Below are 14255 nucleotides of genomic sequence, written 5' to 3' on the forward strand. Positions count from 1 at the left end.
GTTCTGGCGGGCCTGACGGCACGTCGAAACGCTGAAAAAAACCTGTTTTTATCCTGATCAATCACGAGGTGTATTTTTTTATTTTCATTCCTCCCACCTCTCACGCTTTTTTTCTTCCTCTCTGCTGCGATAATTACCCTAATGGCTTTGCAGAGGAAAATACTATGGATTACGAATTTCTGCGCGACATCACCGGAGTGGTGAAAGTGCGTATGTCGATGGGCCACGAAGCCGTTGGACACTGGTTTAACGAAGAGGTGAAAGAAAATCTTGCCCTTCTTGATGAAGTTGAACAGGCGGCAAATACGGTGAAAGGCAGTGAACGCTCCTGGCAGCGCGCCGGGCACGAATACACGCTGTGGCTGGATGGAGAAGAGGTGATGGTGCGTGCCAACCAGCTCGAGTTTTCAGGCGACGAGATGGAAGAGGGCATGAGCTACTATGACGAAGAGAGCCTGTCGATGTGCGGCGTCGAGGACTTTTTGCAGGTGATCGCTGCGTACCGGGCGTTTATGAAACAGAAGTAACGGACGTTCCCTCCGGAGGGTTCCGGAGGGAATCTGCGGGTTTCACCCTACAGTAAAAATCTCACAAAATTAGCGGTGGGGTTGGTTGCCGCAACCGGCGTTGCCTTCCCCGCGGTGAACGACCACGCCTGGCACTGGGAAGCGACTGGCATACCGTCGTTACGTACAAGGAATTTCACACCACCCGGGTTTTGCGGCGGCTCGCTGACCGGCATTCCGCAGGCTATCAAAAAATCAATGTCGCTGCTTTTGCTCTGCAGCTCCGCGACCCGTTGCTCCCAGCCCGCCGGGCGCACATTCCCCTGCGTGAAGTAATCCAGACAGATATCAATGCTGAACGGCTTATCGCCAGCATAGGTATTGGTGAAGTAATCGGTCACAACGATCCCATTCAGTGATTCTGCCGACACTTCACTGCTGTCGCCGATATGAACGATCTGGCCATCCGGCAATTGGACTGAAATATGGCCGGGGATCGCGTGACCCTCCACCTGAGGAAAGAAATCAATCGTGGAAACGTAGCGTTTTGGCCACATCGTCAGGGATTTATCGCTACGGGTGTTTTGCCCACACAGCAGCCAGTTCACGGCGTGAAAAACAGGGTCGTGACAGGGCGTCTTCTCACTTTCGTTATCGTCGCGATACAGGATGGCACAGGTTCCCGCCAGAAAGGTGATCGCCGAAGAGGGATCCCCGGAACGGGCAGGGAAGGCATCAATCAGTTTGTTAACGACGTCGCTAACATTGCTCATGTAGAAGTCACCGAGCTTCATGATGTCGTCTTCACTGTGCACATTAGACCAGCGGGTATTCCAGAAGAATTCTGGAAGCGTGACAAAGGTATGATCCCAGCTACCCGCGTCGGTTTCGAGGACCGTTTTGAGCTGAGCAATGACCTGACTCAGACGCAACGCCATCCGCTCTTTGGCGTGTGCCAGCAGATCTTCATCCGCACCTCGCAGGTCGTCTGCCTCGTGCGTAAAGGAGTCAGCACGCCAGGAAAGAATTCGAATTGTCATGTTACACCTCGTGATTGATCAGGATAAAAACAGGTTTTTTTCAGCGTTTCGACGTGCCGTCAGGCCCGCCAGAACCTGGCCACCGGCATGGTTCCATTTCGGAAATTCTTCCGCTGCGCCGTTGAAGTCGCCGCTGTTCACTTTGCGCAGCAGGGTTGAGCTCTTGAGATTGGCTGGCCCCAGATTAAAGGCGAAGCTCACCAGGGCATCGAACTGGTTCTGGGTGACGTCCACCGTCAGCATGCTGTTGACGTCATGCTCAAACCGCTGCAAATCCTCACGAAGGATCTGTTCCGCGGTTTCCGCGGTGATGGTTCGCGTGCCGCCTGGGGGGATCGGGTTTTCGACATGGCCATAACCGATGGTCGGAATACCGACGGCATCTTTGTAGGTGGTTAAGCGCAGGCCTTCATACTGTTTGATAAGGGCAATGCCGCCATTGCCGGTTGTTTTCACAGCATTACTCATGGTTTTTCTCCTTTATGGGGACGGGGGTCATACGGTGGATGAATTCATCAAGCAGGCGGAGCACCGCTTCTGGCGGCTCCTGAGCGACAAAATCAATTTCAATATCAATGTTTTGGCTGTCCGTTTTACCCTCATGAGGCTGGGGCGCCATGGTGACGTGGAAGTGTCCGCGCTCTCCCTGTCCCGTCAGCGTGCTTATGGATTCGGTCGCATCGCCGCGAACGGTCAGGCGCATCTTCATTCTCTCCATCGAGAGATTGCGCGGTGGTGCAAGCGTGACCAGCGGCACGTTCAAACGGTGCTCATCATCCAGCTGAAGCTCGGCGTAGTCCGGCCTGTAGCTGCCGTCCGGGGCCTGCTCAAACAGCTGGGAGAGCACGGCGATGTACTGATGGGTCATATACTGGTTGGCACTGAACGCCGCGTGCTGGAGCCCTTGTACCAGGGCATCTAAGCCCATAGCGTGGTTGCCCTTGTTGCCGGCAGGAGGCGGTGGCGTACCGTTATCGCCTCCACCGGCACCGCCGTTGTTTCCCCCACCATTGCCCCCGGTGTTGCCACTTTCCCCGGAGGGAGCGGGGGACGGTGTTACGTCCAGGGGCGCTTCAGACGCCAGCGTTGGCGGTGTATCCGCCGGGGTTTCGGGACTGGCTTCAGGCGTAGCAGCGTCGGGCGATTTACGGCTGAACCAGAATCGACGTGAATCAGGCATGCTTTTTCTCCTTCAGGCAGGTGCCCGCTAGCCGGGCACCTGTCAGGGGTAATAAATGCGTTTGAACGTGTGGCGTGGGTTAACCGTTACCCCCTTGAGGCGGCGCGACCGGGGCTGGGGCCGGTGCTGGGGTAATCAGACCTGAACTGTTGGTCGCAGGCAGTGTTGCAGGCTGATCTTCTGCGCGTTGCGCCGGTTTGGTGGCAGCATTTGTCAGATAATCGACCACGCGGCTGAGCGCCTCCGGCATTGGCTGACGTTTTACAGAGGTGTGGATGGAGTATTTGGCGCGGGTATCGGTCGAGCGGGTCTGTTCTGACTTATGGCTAACGCTCCCCTTCACGCTGACGGAAAATGGACCCCAGCCGATTTTGCCCTCCAGGGAGCCTTCCTGGCTGCTGCTTTCGTTGCTGGCCGCGCTCTGATGGATCTCAAGCTCGAAGTCGATAGTCCCTTCTTCGATACAGATGATGGGATGCACGACTGCCGCGAGCAGGGGAATACGCATGACTTTGGTCTGCGTACCGGTCGTCACGCCTTTCTCATCGACGAGCGTTTCTTCATAATCAAACTGTACCGAAACGGCCTTGCCGTCCTTAATACAGACGCTCAATAAGAAATCGGTATAACTTTTTGCCGCCTGGGTTTGAGCTTTAATCATTGCCTGCAGTGGCGCAGAAATCATACTGTCTAGCGGCAATGAACTAATAACTGAACCTATAAATCCGGCATCAACATTTGCATCTGGCATAATTCATTCCTCAATATTCGTGTGGTCGCAGAATATGTCTGCCCCTTAATCATGGATATCGATGAATAAAGCATCTATGAGCCTAAAGTTATGTTTTCAGAAATCATTGCGTCCGTATGGAACGGCCTGTATCGAAAGTTACATGGCGAAATGTGACGGGCTGTGCTTAATAAATTAAACCAGCATTATTCCTGCAGTTGAAAATTTCATCTGGTGTTATTGCTTTTCATCGCACAGCAGCTCTCGCGTTGAGGTCTGTATGAGAGTTTTAAGTGCCGCTAACAAGATAACGATTATTTAAGTGGGACGACAATGAATATACTTATTTATGATGAATTGCCGCTGTTCATTCATGGCATCCGCTGCCGTTGGGCTGAGCTTGCGCCCGCGCTGCACATCACAGCTGCACATAGCGAAGATGAGGTCTGGAAAGGTTTAATAAAAAACCGGGCTGATGTTATTATTCTGGATGCCGATTATGAAATTGAGAAAAAAAGAACATTATTAACGCAGTTAACATCACAGGCGGATAATGGTTTCGTGTTGATGAACTTTTCTCGTCTGGATAATGTGAATCCAATTTATTTTCTGGAGAATGGTGCGGCTGGCATTTTGACAAAGAAAATGGAGTCGGAAGAGTTATTGCAGGCAATCGAATGGGTGCGGCAAGGAAGAATATATTTACCGGATTGTTGCCTGCGCGAGCCTAAATTAATACGGATGCAAAATTACCCGTCCCCTCTGCGCGCGCTTTCACCCCGGCAGCGCGAGATCCTGCATCTAGTTGTACAGGGAAATAGTAATAAACAAATTTGTCGTGTACTGGGGATTGCGGAAGGAACGGTTAAGAATCATCTCCATGCCCTGTTTCGTCAACTGGGCGTCAGAAATCGTACGGAAGCGGCAATGATACTGGCCCAAACGCCGGTCTAGAAAACAGACAGAATAGTAAAGAAGGAAAAATCATCGCTTTTCCTTCTTTATCTACCTGCATGCGCGTTACACGGTCGGAATATTACGGCCGTAGTAGATCTCGCGCATCTCTTTCCAGAGCAGATCGGTAATCGCCTGACGCTCTTCTTCGCTTAAATCTTCCGGCTTCGTGTGGAACATATAGTGCTTAAGGTCGAATTCCTTAAGCAACATCTTGGTATGGAAGATGTTTTCCTGGTACACGTTCACGTCCATCATGTCGTACAGCGATTTCATGTCCTCGGACATAAAGTTCTGGATGGAGTTGATCTCGTGGTCGATGAAGTGCTTCATGCCGTTGACATCACGGGTAAACCCGCGCACGCGATAATCAATGGTCACGATGTCCGATTCAAGCTGGTGGATGAGATAGTTCAGCGCGTTCAGCGGAGAAATCACGCCGCAGGTTGACACTTCAATATCCGCGCGGAAGGTACACAGCCCGCCTTCCGGGTGGCTCTCCGGATAGGTATGGACGCAGATATGGCTTTTATCCAGATGGGCAACCACCACTTCCGGCAGCGGGCCCGGATGTTCCGTTTTGTCGATAAGCTGCGGGTCGACCGGCTCTTCGCTGACCAGGATGGTCACGCTCGCGCCCTGGGGTTCATAATCCTGTCGGGCGATATTCAGGATGTTGGCGCCGATAATGGAACAGGTTTCTGACAGGATCTCGGTCAGACGGTTGGCGTTGTAGAGTTCGTCGATATAGGCGATGTAGCCATCGCGCTCTTCCGCTGTTTTGGCATAGCAGATATCGTAAATACAAAAACTCAGGCTTTTGGTCAGGTTGTTAAAGCCATGCAGCTTAAGCTTTTTCAATTAGCTCACCCCCTTAGTGGATAATGCGTCTTGCAGGTACTGCGGCAGCGCAAACGCTGCGGTATGAATGGCCGGATTGTAGTAGCGGCACGTGAGGCCGGCGTGATGGAAGCGAGCCTGAATAATTTCGGTGGAGAGATGGCGTAATACGTCGTTATCCGTCGCCCAGGCGAAGGTCATGATCCCGCCGTAGTACGTCGGAATGGCGGCCTGGTAGAAGCTGACGTCATCGAAATAGGTGCCGAGCTTGCGATGGCTATCCAGCGCTTCATCCTGCTGCAGGAAGCAGACGCCGTTTTGGGCGACGAAGATCCCGCCCGGGTTCAGGCAGCGTTTGCAGCCTTCGTAGAAGGAGGAGGTAAACAGCGACGCGCCGGGACCGATAGGATCGGTGCAGTCGGAGATGATCACGTCAAAGGTCTGGGAAGTCTGGTTAACAAAGTTAACGCCGTCGTCAATCACCAGGCTAAAGCGCGGATCGTCATAGCTACCGGCATTGTGGTTGGGCAGGTACTGGCGGCAGAAAGAGACCACGCCCGCATCGATTTCCACCATGGTGATGGTTTCAATGGAACGATGGCGGGAGACTTCACGCAGCATTGCGCCGTCGCCACCGCCGATAATCAGGACATGCTTCGCGTGCCCGTGCGCCAGCAGCGGAACGTGGGTCATCATCTCATGATAGATAAACTCATCCCGCTCGGTGGTTTGCACCACGCCGTCCAGCGCCATGACGCGGCCAAAGGCGGCATTCTCGAAGATGATCAGATCCTGGTAATCGGTTTTCTCATGATAGAGCACGTTATCAACGGCAAAGTACTGCCCAAACTGGTCATGCAGCGTTTCATGCCACAACGTGTTGTCGGCCATACGCGGACTCCTCCTTTGTTAACATCCGTAACACTCATTAAAAATGAGCGAAACATCATAGCTAACTCTAACCGTGGTTGCACGGTCAGAGGTTCAACAGGAGGCGTCGTCGGGAAGGTTATTTGACGTAGGCGAGCAGGCTGAGTGAATCGCGAGCCAGCGCTTTACATTTTTTGGCGGTGGGAATACCAATACCGCTCAAGTCACGGTAGCTGTCTTCACCGAGCGCCTTCATGTCGAAGCTATCGTAGTTGCTGAGATCCCACTGGTTCTGCTGGGCAAAAAAGACCAGCGCGCGGCGAATTTGCCCGTTGGGTAAATTCTGGTAGCCGCAATCATTTTTCAGGAATACAAAAACCGCCGTTAAATCGGCCATATCTTCCGCTTCATTTTCACTGAGCGCATAGCTGTTCGCACACATTGCCATCAGGCTTCCGAACAAAATTGTCCTGAAAAACGTCTTCATTGCTTCTACCACTTCTTCACGGAAAATTAACGTTAGCATACTTGATGCCGGTGCGACGATCTTTATTATTGCCGCTTGACTTGACCTTCCGGTAAGGGGAGGGTTTATGCTCAAAAGATCGCCTGCTGGAAATAAGGAAATGAACATGCAACGTCGTGATTTTTTAAAATATTCCGCTGCGCTGGGTGCTGCCAGCGCATTACCCCTCTGGAGCCGCGCGGTTTTCGCCGCTGAAAGGCCTGCCTTACCCATCCCTGACCTACTGACCGCGGACGCCCGCAGCCGAATCCAGCTTGTGGTTCAGGCCGGTAAGACGGCGTTTGGCGCACACAACGCCACGACGTGGGGCTATAACGGCAATCTGCTCGGCCCTGCGCTGCAGCTGCGCAAAGGGAAGGCGGTGACGGTGGATGTCCACAACACGCTCGCCGAAGAGACGACGGTGCACTGGCACGGGCTGGAAGTGCCTGGCGAGGTAGACGGCGGGCCGCAGGGCATCATCAAAGCGGGCGGCTCGCGCAGCGTGACCTTTACGCCCGACCAGCGCGCGGCGACCTGCTGGTTCCATCCGCATCAGCATGGCAAAACGGGCCACCAGGTGGCGATGGGGCTGGCGGGGCTGGTGCTGATTGAAGACGACGAAAGCCGCCTGCTGCGCCTGCCGAAGCAGTGGGGCATCGACGACGTGCCGGTGATTGTGCAGGACAAGAAATTCACCGCTGACGGGCAAATTGACTATCAGCTGGACGTGATGAGCGCGGCGGTAGGCTGGTTTGGCGACACGCTGCTGGCCAACGGCGCGATTTACCCGCAGCACGCCGCGCCGAAAGGCTGGCTGCGCCTGCGCCTGCTTAACGGCTGTAACGCGCGTTCGCTTAATTTCGCTGCCAGCGATAAGCGCCCGCTGTACGTGGTCGCCAGCGACGGCGGGCTGCTGCCGGAGCCGGTAAAAGTGAGCGAGCTGCCGATGCTGATGGGCGAACGCTTTGAGGTGCTGGTGGATATCAGCGACGGCAAACCGTTTGACCTCGTGACCCTGCCGGTGAGCCAGATGGGGATGGCGGTTGCGCCCTTCGACAAGCCGCATCCGGTGCTGCGTATTCAGCCGCTGCTGGTGGCCGCTTCCGGCACGCTGCCCGATACGTTGACCACGCTGCCAGCCCTCCCGTCGCTCGATGGGCTTACCCAGCGCAAGCTGCAGCTCTCCATGAATCCGATGCTGGATATGATGGGGATGCAGGCGCTGATGGCGAAATATGGCGATAAGGCGATGGCGGGGATGCACCACGGGCAGATGATGGGCCACATGAATATGGACCACGGCAGCATGGGCGGTATGGGGAACATGCATCACGGCGACCGTGGCTTTGATTTCCACAACGCCAATACGATCAACGGCAAAGCGTTCGACATGAACACGCCGATGTTTGCTGCGGCAAAAGGCCAGCCTGAGCGCTGGGTGATTTCAGGCGAAGGGGACATGATGCTGCATCCGTTCCACATCCACGGCACCCAGTTCCGCATTCTTTCCGAGAACGGCAAAGCGCCTGCTGCGCATCGCGCGGGCTGGAAGGATACGGTGAGAGTGGAAGGCGGCGTCAGCGAGGTGCTGGTGAAGTTTGACCACGAGGCGCCGAAAGAGTTTGCCTATATGGCGCACTGCCACCTGCTGGAGCATGAGGATACGGGGATGATGCTGGGCTTTACCGTATAAAAAAAGCCGGGTGGCGGCTACGCCTTACCCGGCCTACATTTCGCTGGTGCGGCCTGATGCCCTCACCCTGACCCTCTCCCACGGGGAGAGGGAACAAACACAAAAACGGCAACTTTCGTTGCCGTTTTGCTTTTATTTGCCTTCGTCAGGCAGCGCATACGCGACGATATAGTCGCCCATCTTCGTGCCAAACGAACCGTGACCGCCCGCGGAGATGACAACGTACTGCTTGCCATTCACCTCGTAGGTCATCGGCGTGGCCTGTCCACCCGCTGGCAGACGGCCTTGCCACAGTTTTTCACCGTTGGTCATGTTGTACGCGCGCAGGTAGTTATCTGCGGTTGCCGCGATGAACAGCACGTTACCGGCGGTGGAGATTGGGCCACCCAGCATTGGCATACCCATATTGAACGGCACCGGAACCGGCATCGGGAACGGCATGCTGTCCTGCGGCGTACCAATACGTTTTTTCCACACGATCTGGTTAGTTTTCAGATCCAGACCGGAGATATAACCCCAGGCAGGCTGTTTACACGGCAGACCAAACGGCGACAGGAACGGGTTCAGCGTTACGCCATACGGTACGCCGTACTGCGGCTGGATACCGGCTTCGGTACCGCTGCCTTTCGCGTCTTTCGGCTGCTCCATTGGGTTGCCCGGACCGCGTGGGATCAGACGAGAAACGAACGGCAGCGCCATTGGGTTCGCGATAGCAACCTGACGGTTAGGGTCGACGGAGATCCCGCCCCACTCGAACATCCCCAGGTTACCCGGGAAGACCAGCGTGCCCTGCTCGGAAGGCGGCGTGAAGATGCCTTCATAGCGCAGCTGGTGGAACATCACGCGGCACACCAGCTGGTCAAACATGGTGGCACCCCACATGTCTGCCCCGCTCAGGTCTTTCTTCGGACGGAAGCTCAGGTCAGAGAACGGCTGCGTTTTAGAGACGTAGTCGCCTTTCGCCGCGCCCTGCGGAACCGGTTTTTCCGGCGCAGGTACAACCAGCTTGCCGTTGCTGCGATCCAGCACGAAGATGTTGCCGGTTTTCGCCGGGGCGTAAATTACCGGCACGGTTTTGCCGTTAACGGTAATGTCGGCCAGCGTCGGCTGGGACGGCATATCCATATCCCACAGATCGTGGTGTACGGTCTGGTAGCTCCACGCCAGCTTACCGGTGGTCGCGTTCAGCGCCACGATGGCGCTCGCATAGCGCTCCTGCTCCGGCGTGCGGTTACCGCCCCAGATATCCGGCGTGGTTACACCCATCGGCAGGTAGACCAGGTCCAGCTTCGCGTCATACGCGGCGGGTGCCCAGGAGTTTGGCGAGTTGAAGGTAAACGTATGTTCGTCTGACGGGATCGCGTTAGGATCTTTCGCACCCGGGTCGAAGGCCCACAGCAGTTTACCGGTGTTCACGTCGAAGCCGCGGATCACGCCGGAGGTTTCGCGCGTGGAGAAGTTATCCGTTACCGAACCGGCAATCACGATGGTTTTATCGGTGATGATTGGCGGTGAGGTTGGTTCATACAGACCCGGCGTGGTGTCCGGCATGTTGGTCTGCAGGTTCAGAATACCTTTGTTGGCAAAGGTTTCGCACAGCTTGCCCGTTTCGGCGTTAATCGCGAACAGGCGACCATCGTTCACCGGCAGCATGATGCGGCGCGGGCAGTCGGCAACCACTTCCGGGCTCGCATTATCGGCGCGCGCTTCGTGGTAAGAGACGCCGCGGCAGGTCACGTGCTGGAAGGACGGGTTGGAGTTCAGCTGCGGATCGAAGTGCCATTTCTCTTTACCGGTGGCCGCGTCGAGCGCGAACAGACGCTGGTGCGCCGTACACAGATAAAGCATGTTGCCGACCTTAATCGGCGTCACTTCGTTGGTCAGCTCGCCTGGATCGTTCGGCATCTTCAGGTCGCCGGTACGGAATACCCAGGCTTCCTTCAGGTTTTTAACGTTGTCCGCGTTGATTTGCTTCAGCGGTGAGTAGCGTTGACCTTCCTGGTTACGACCATAGGCCGGCCAGTCACCGTCAGCAACCTGCGAGATAGCCGCAGCTGGCGTCGATTCGGTGTTCAGCGTGCCGTGAATTTCCTGCGGGTCGTTAAAGCCGGCCCAGGTGAGGATACCGCCGCTGATCAGCAGGGCCACCACCAGCGCCGCAACGGCACCGCTGGACGGCACGATCAGGCGACGCCAGACGAACGGCAGGATCAGCCAGATGCCGAAGAAGACCAGGATGTCGCTGCGCGGCGTCAGCGCCCAGAAGTCAAAGCCGACTTCCCAGACGCCCCAGATCATGGTGGCAAGGAGGAGTGCAGCATACAGCCACAGAGCAGATTGTTTTCTACGCAAGAGCAGGACGGTTACGCCAAGCATAACCAGGCCTGCAATCGGGTAGTACCAGGAGCCGCCGATCGCGACCAGCCAGACGCCACCGATTAACAGATACAGCGCGCAGAAGGCTGCGAATGCTGCAGTTAATGTCACCAGTAGACGCGGCTGTTTAGAGTGTGTTTCAGCCATAGAAAGTGTACTCGTCAGTTTTTGTTAATAATTTGCTAGCAACTAATTATAGGTATTAACAAGTGTGATCGGAATCACAATATTTGCTTTTTATAACTCATACGCCAGGGTTATCCATTTGCTGGTATAATAGCTGGCTTGCGTATCAGTGCTGGATATTAACGCATCCGTATTGAGAGATTTTCATTAAAATCATTTGGTTAGTTATATGAAACATACTGTTGAAGTGATGATCCCGGAAGCCGAGATCAAAGCGCGTATCGCCGAACTGGGTCGTCAAATCACCGAACATTACAAGGACAGCGGCAGCGAAATGGTGCTGGTCGGTCTGCTGCGCGGCTCTTTCATGTTCATGGCAGACCTGTGCCGTGAAGTGCATGTGCCTCACGAGGTCGATTTTATGACCGCCTCCAGCTACGGCAGCGGCATGTCTACCACTCGTGATGTGAAAATCCTGAAAGATCTGGATGAAGATATTCGTGGCAAAGACGTGTTGATCGTTGAGGACATTATCGACTCCGGCAACACGCTCTCTAAAGTGCGCGAGATCCTGAGCCTGCGCGAGCCGAAATCGCTGGCGATTTGTACGCTGCTGGATAAACCTGAGCGCCGTGAAGTGCAGGTGCCGGTCGAGTTCGTCGGCTTCTCGATTCCCGACGAATTCGTGGTGGGTTACGGTATCGACTACGCGCAGCGCTATCGTCATCTGCCGTATGTGGGAAAAGTGGTATTACTGGACGAGTAGTTGCGGTTTGTTGCCCGGTGGCGCTACGCTTACCGGGCCTACGAATGGGCACATGTAGGCCGGGTAAGGCGCAGCCGCCACCCGGCTTTTTAACGTGCACTTATTTGTGGTTCACATGCTTAAGCTTGAGGTTGGCGATCCCTGAACGGTAGCGCTGCTCCAGCGTCTCGCGGTTGGTGGCGGTGACTTCCAGATTGCGCAGCAGACCGTCGTGAATGCCGTACGCCCAGCCGTGGATCGAAACCTTCTGCCCGCGCTTCCACGCTGACTGCATGATGGTCGAATGCCCAAGGTTATACACCTGCTCCATCACGTTGAGCTCGCACAGGGTGTCCATGCGGCGCTCCTGCGGCATTTCGCCCAGCAGTGAGCTATGTTTGAACCAGATATCGCGGATGTGCAGCAGCCAGTTATCAATCAATCCCAGCTCCGGGTTTTCCACCGCCGCCTGCACGCCGCCGCAGCCGTAGTGGCCGCAAATAATGATGTGCTCGACTTCCAGAACGTCAACGGCATACTGAACCACAGAAAGACAGTTGAGATCGGTGTGAATCACCAGGTTGGCAACGTTGCGGTGAACAAACAGCTCGCCAGGCTCAAGACCGGTCAGACGTTCGGCGGGCACGCGGCTGTCGGAACAGCCAATCCAGAGAAAGCGCGGGTTTTGGGCCTGTGCGAGTTTTCCAAAAAATCCGGGGTCTTCCTCCACCAGCATTTTTGACCATAGTGCATTGTTGCTAATGAGTGTATCTATGTCGTTCATGGAGGTTAGCGACCTGTAACCAAGTAATTGCGTTGCGCTACTATAGGGTAACCCGACTTTTAATGAAACCACACAACGTGTGTCAGAACTGAAGGTAAGTTAAATTCATGGCAATTGCACTGGAGCTTGAGCAGCTTAAAAAAACCTATTCGGGTGGCGTTCAGGCGCTACGCGGAATAGATCTTAAAGTAGAAGCCGGGGATTTTTACGCGCTTCTGGGGCCGAACGGGGCGGGAAAATCCACCACCATCGGGATCATCAGCTCGCTGGTGAACAAAACCTCCGGCCGCGTGAGCGTGTTCGGCTACGATTTGCAAAAAGATGTGGTTAACGCCAAGCGCCAGCTGGGGCTGGTACCGCAGGAGTTCAACTTCAACCCGTTCGAGACGGTGCAGCAAATTGTCGTTAACCAGGCGGGTTATTACGGCGTTGAGCGCAAAGAGGCGCTGGAGCGCAGCGAAAAATACCTGAAACAGCTCGATCTGTGGGAAAAGCGTAACGAACGCGCGCGGATGTTGTCCGGCGGGATGAAGCGCCGCCTGATGATTGCCCGCGCGCTGATGCACGAGCCTAAACTGCTGATTCTGGACGAGCCGACGGCGGGCGTAGACATTGAGCTGCGCCGCTCCATGTGGGGCTTCCTGAAGGATCTCAACGACAAAGGCACCACCATTATTCTGACCACCCACTATCTGGAAGAGGCAGAAATGCTGTGCCGCAACATCGGCATCATTCAGCACGGCGAGCTGGTGGAAAACACCTCGATGAAAAATCTGCTCTCCAAGCTGAAATCCGAAACGTTCATTCTCGATCTGGCGGCAAAAAGCCCGCTACCGAAGCTCGAAGGGTATCAGTATCGCCTGGTGGATACCTCGACGCTGGAGGTAGAAGTGCTGCGCGAGCAGGGGATTAACAGCGTGTTCTCCCAGCTGAGCGCGCAGGGGATTCAGGTCTTGAGTATGCGTAACAAAGCGAACCGACTGGAAGAGCTGTTTGTCTCTCTGGTGCAGGATAAACAAGGAGACAAGGCATGACGCATCTTTACTGGGTCGCGCTGAAAAGTATCTGGGCGAAAGAGATTAACCGCTTTATGCGTATCTGGGTGCAAACCCTGGTGCCGCCGGTGATCACCATGACGCTCTATTTCATCATCTTCGGTAACCTGATTGGCTCCCGGATTGGTGAGATGCACGGCTTTACCTATATGCAGTTTATCGTCCCGGGGCTGATCATGATGGCGGTGATCACCAACGCCTATGCGAACGTGGCGTCGTCGTTCTTTAGCGCCAAATTCCAGCGCAATATCGAAGAGCTGCTGGTAGCACCCGTGCCGACGCACGTGATTATCGCCGGTTACGTGGGCGGCGGCGTGGCGCGCGGGCTGTGCGTGGGGATCCTGGTCACTGCTATTTCGCTGTTCTTCGTGCCGTTCCAGGTCCATTCGTGGCTGTTTGTCGCGCTGACGCTGCTCCTGACGGCAATTCTGTTCTCGCTGGCCGGTCTGCTGAACGCCGTGTTCGCCAAAACGTTTGACGACATCAGCCTGATCCCGACCTTCGTGCTGACGCCGCTGACCTATCTCGGCGGGGTGTTCTACTCCCTGACGCTGCTGCCGCCGTTCTGGCAGGCGCTGTCGCACCTGAACCCGATTGTTTATATGATCAGCGGCTTCCGCTTTGGCTTCCTTGGGATCACCGACGTGCCGCTGTTTACCACGGTGGCGGTGCTGGTGGTGTTCATCATTGCCTTCTACCTGCTGTGCTGGTATCTGATCCAGCGCGGGCGCGGTCTGCGCAGCTAATCTTTTGCCCGGCGACGTTCTGTTTGCCGGGCGCTTTCTTTGACAGTTATCACCGAAAGCTAACCTTCACTCCGCTAAACTACTTGCCTGCTAAGGAGAGAG

General features: G+C 55.2%; 15 protein-coding genes. 6 read left to right on the top strand and 9 right to left on the bottom strand.

Annotated features, from left to right (window positions below):
* Nucleotides 1-164 precede the first annotated feature (164 nt).
* Nucleotides 165-527, top strand: a complete 363-nt coding sequence (gene yacL / locus L6R44_RS22740) for a protein YacL (protein ID WP_237425494.1) — start codon at nucleotides 165-167, stop codon at nucleotides 525-527.
* A gap of 47 nt (nucleotides 528-574) precedes the next feature.
* Here the strand turns inward: yacL and L6R44_RS22745 are convergent, their stop codons facing one another.
* From L6R44_RS22745 to L6R44_RS22760, 4 genes are all read right to left on the bottom strand, one after another.
* On the bottom strand, nucleotides 575-1546 hold the full coding sequence (locus tag L6R44_RS22745) for a hypothetical protein (RefSeq protein ID WP_237425495.1): 972 nt from the start codon (nucleotides 1544-1546) through the stop codon (nucleotides 575-577).
* A gap of 18 nt (nucleotides 1547-1564) precedes the next feature.
* On the bottom strand, nucleotides 1565-2014 hold the full coding sequence (locus L6R44_RS22750) for a lysozyme (RefSeq protein WP_237425496.1): 450 nt from the start codon (nucleotides 2012-2014) through the stop codon (nucleotides 1565-1567).
* The gene (locus L6R44_RS22755; RefSeq protein ID WP_237425497.1) at nucleotides 2007-2726 is read right to left on the bottom strand and encodes a DUF2589 domain-containing protein; all 720 of its coding nucleotides are present in this window, start codon (nucleotides 2724-2726) and stop codon (nucleotides 2007-2009) included. The genes L6R44_RS22750 and L6R44_RS22755 overlap by 8 nt, the downstream gene beginning before the upstream one ends.
* A gap of 79 nt (nucleotides 2727-2805) precedes the next feature.
* Nucleotides 2806-3477, bottom strand: a complete 672-nt coding sequence (locus L6R44_RS22760) for a DUF2589 domain-containing protein (protein ID WP_023332101.1) — start codon at nucleotides 3475-3477, stop codon at nucleotides 2806-2808.
* 312 nt (nucleotides 3478-3789) lie between these two features.
* Here L6R44_RS22760 and L6R44_RS22765 point away from each other — a divergent pair, with 312 nt between their 5' ends.
* Nucleotides 3790-4410 (top strand): LuxR C-terminal-related transcriptional regulator, encoded by a 621-nt coding sequence (locus L6R44_RS22765; protein ID WP_237425498.1) that lies wholly within the window; start codon nucleotides 3790-3792, stop codon nucleotides 4408-4410.
* Between the two features lie 66 nt (nucleotides 4411-4476).
* On the opposite strand, the gene speD is transcribed toward L6R44_RS22765, so the two are convergent.
* The 3 genes from speD to L6R44_RS22780 form a co-directional block, all read right to left on the bottom strand.
* Complete coding sequence (gene speD / locus L6R44_RS22770; RefSeq protein ID WP_032644094.1) at nucleotides 4477-5271, bottom strand: adenosylmethionine decarboxylase; 795 nt, start codon at nucleotides 5269-5271, stop codon at nucleotides 4477-4479.
* Nucleotides 5272-6141 (bottom strand): polyamine aminopropyltransferase, encoded by an 870-nt coding sequence (gene speE, locus L6R44_RS22775; RefSeq protein WP_237425499.1) that lies wholly within the window; start codon nucleotides 6139-6141, stop codon nucleotides 5272-5274.
* 118 nt (nucleotides 6142-6259) lie between these two features.
* On the bottom strand, nucleotides 6260-6607 hold the full coding sequence (locus L6R44_RS22780; protein ID WP_014882582.1) for a YacC family pilotin-like protein: 348 nt from the start codon (nucleotides 6605-6607) through the stop codon (nucleotides 6260-6262).
* 145 nt (nucleotides 6608-6752) lie between these two features.
* On the opposite strand from L6R44_RS22780, the gene cueO reads away from it, so the two are divergent.
* Nucleotides 6753-8321, top strand: a complete 1569-nt coding sequence (cueO, locus tag L6R44_RS22785) for a multicopper oxidase CueO (protein ID WP_237425500.1) — start codon at nucleotides 6753-6755, stop codon at nucleotides 8319-8321.
* A 132-nt stretch (nucleotides 8322-8453) separates the two neighbouring features.
* On the opposite strand, the gene L6R44_RS22790 is transcribed toward cueO, so the two are convergent.
* Nucleotides 8454-10844 carry a glucose/quinate/shikimate family membrane-bound PQQ-dependent dehydrogenase gene (locus L6R44_RS22790; RefSeq protein ID WP_032644097.1) on the bottom strand — a complete coding sequence of 797 codons (2391 nt, stop codon included), beginning with the start codon at nucleotides 10842-10844 and terminating at the stop codon, nucleotides 8454-8456.
* 208 nt (nucleotides 10845-11052) lie between these two features.
* Here L6R44_RS22790 and hpt point away from each other — a divergent pair, with 208 nt between their 5' ends.
* Nucleotides 11053-11589 (top strand): hypoxanthine phosphoribosyltransferase, encoded by a 537-nt coding sequence (gene hpt / locus L6R44_RS22795; RefSeq protein WP_032644098.1) that lies wholly within the window; start codon nucleotides 11053-11055, stop codon nucleotides 11587-11589.
* Nucleotides 11590-11689: 100 nt separating this feature from the next.
* Here the strand turns inward: hpt and can are convergent, their stop codons facing one another.
* Nucleotides 11690-12352, bottom strand: a complete 663-nt coding sequence (can, locus tag L6R44_RS22800; RefSeq protein ID WP_014882586.1) for a carbonate dehydratase — start codon at nucleotides 12350-12352, stop codon at nucleotides 11690-11692.
* Nucleotides 12353-12459: 107 nt separating this feature from the next.
* Here can and L6R44_RS22805 point away from each other — a divergent pair, with 107 nt between their 5' ends.
* Together L6R44_RS22805 and L6R44_RS22810 are read left to right on the top strand one after the other, a co-directional pair.
* Nucleotides 12460-13386: an ABC transporter ATP-binding protein gene (locus L6R44_RS22805; protein ID WP_023332105.1), complete on the top strand. Its 927-nt coding sequence runs from the start codon at nucleotides 12460-12462 to the stop codon at nucleotides 13384-13386.
* Complete coding sequence (locus L6R44_RS22810) at nucleotides 13383-14153, top strand: ABC transporter permease (protein ID WP_023334536.1); 771 nt, start codon at nucleotides 13383-13385, stop codon at nucleotides 14151-14153. Before L6R44_RS22805 ends, L6R44_RS22810 begins: the two co-directional genes overlap by 4 nt.
* Nucleotides 14154-14255 lie beyond the last annotated feature (102 nt).

Source organism: Enterobacter cloacae complex sp. ECC445, from assembly GCF_021892025.1.
In the GTDB taxonomy this organism is placed as follows: Bacteria; Pseudomonadota; Gammaproteobacteria; order Enterobacterales; family Enterobacteriaceae; genus Enterobacter; species Enterobacter chengduensis.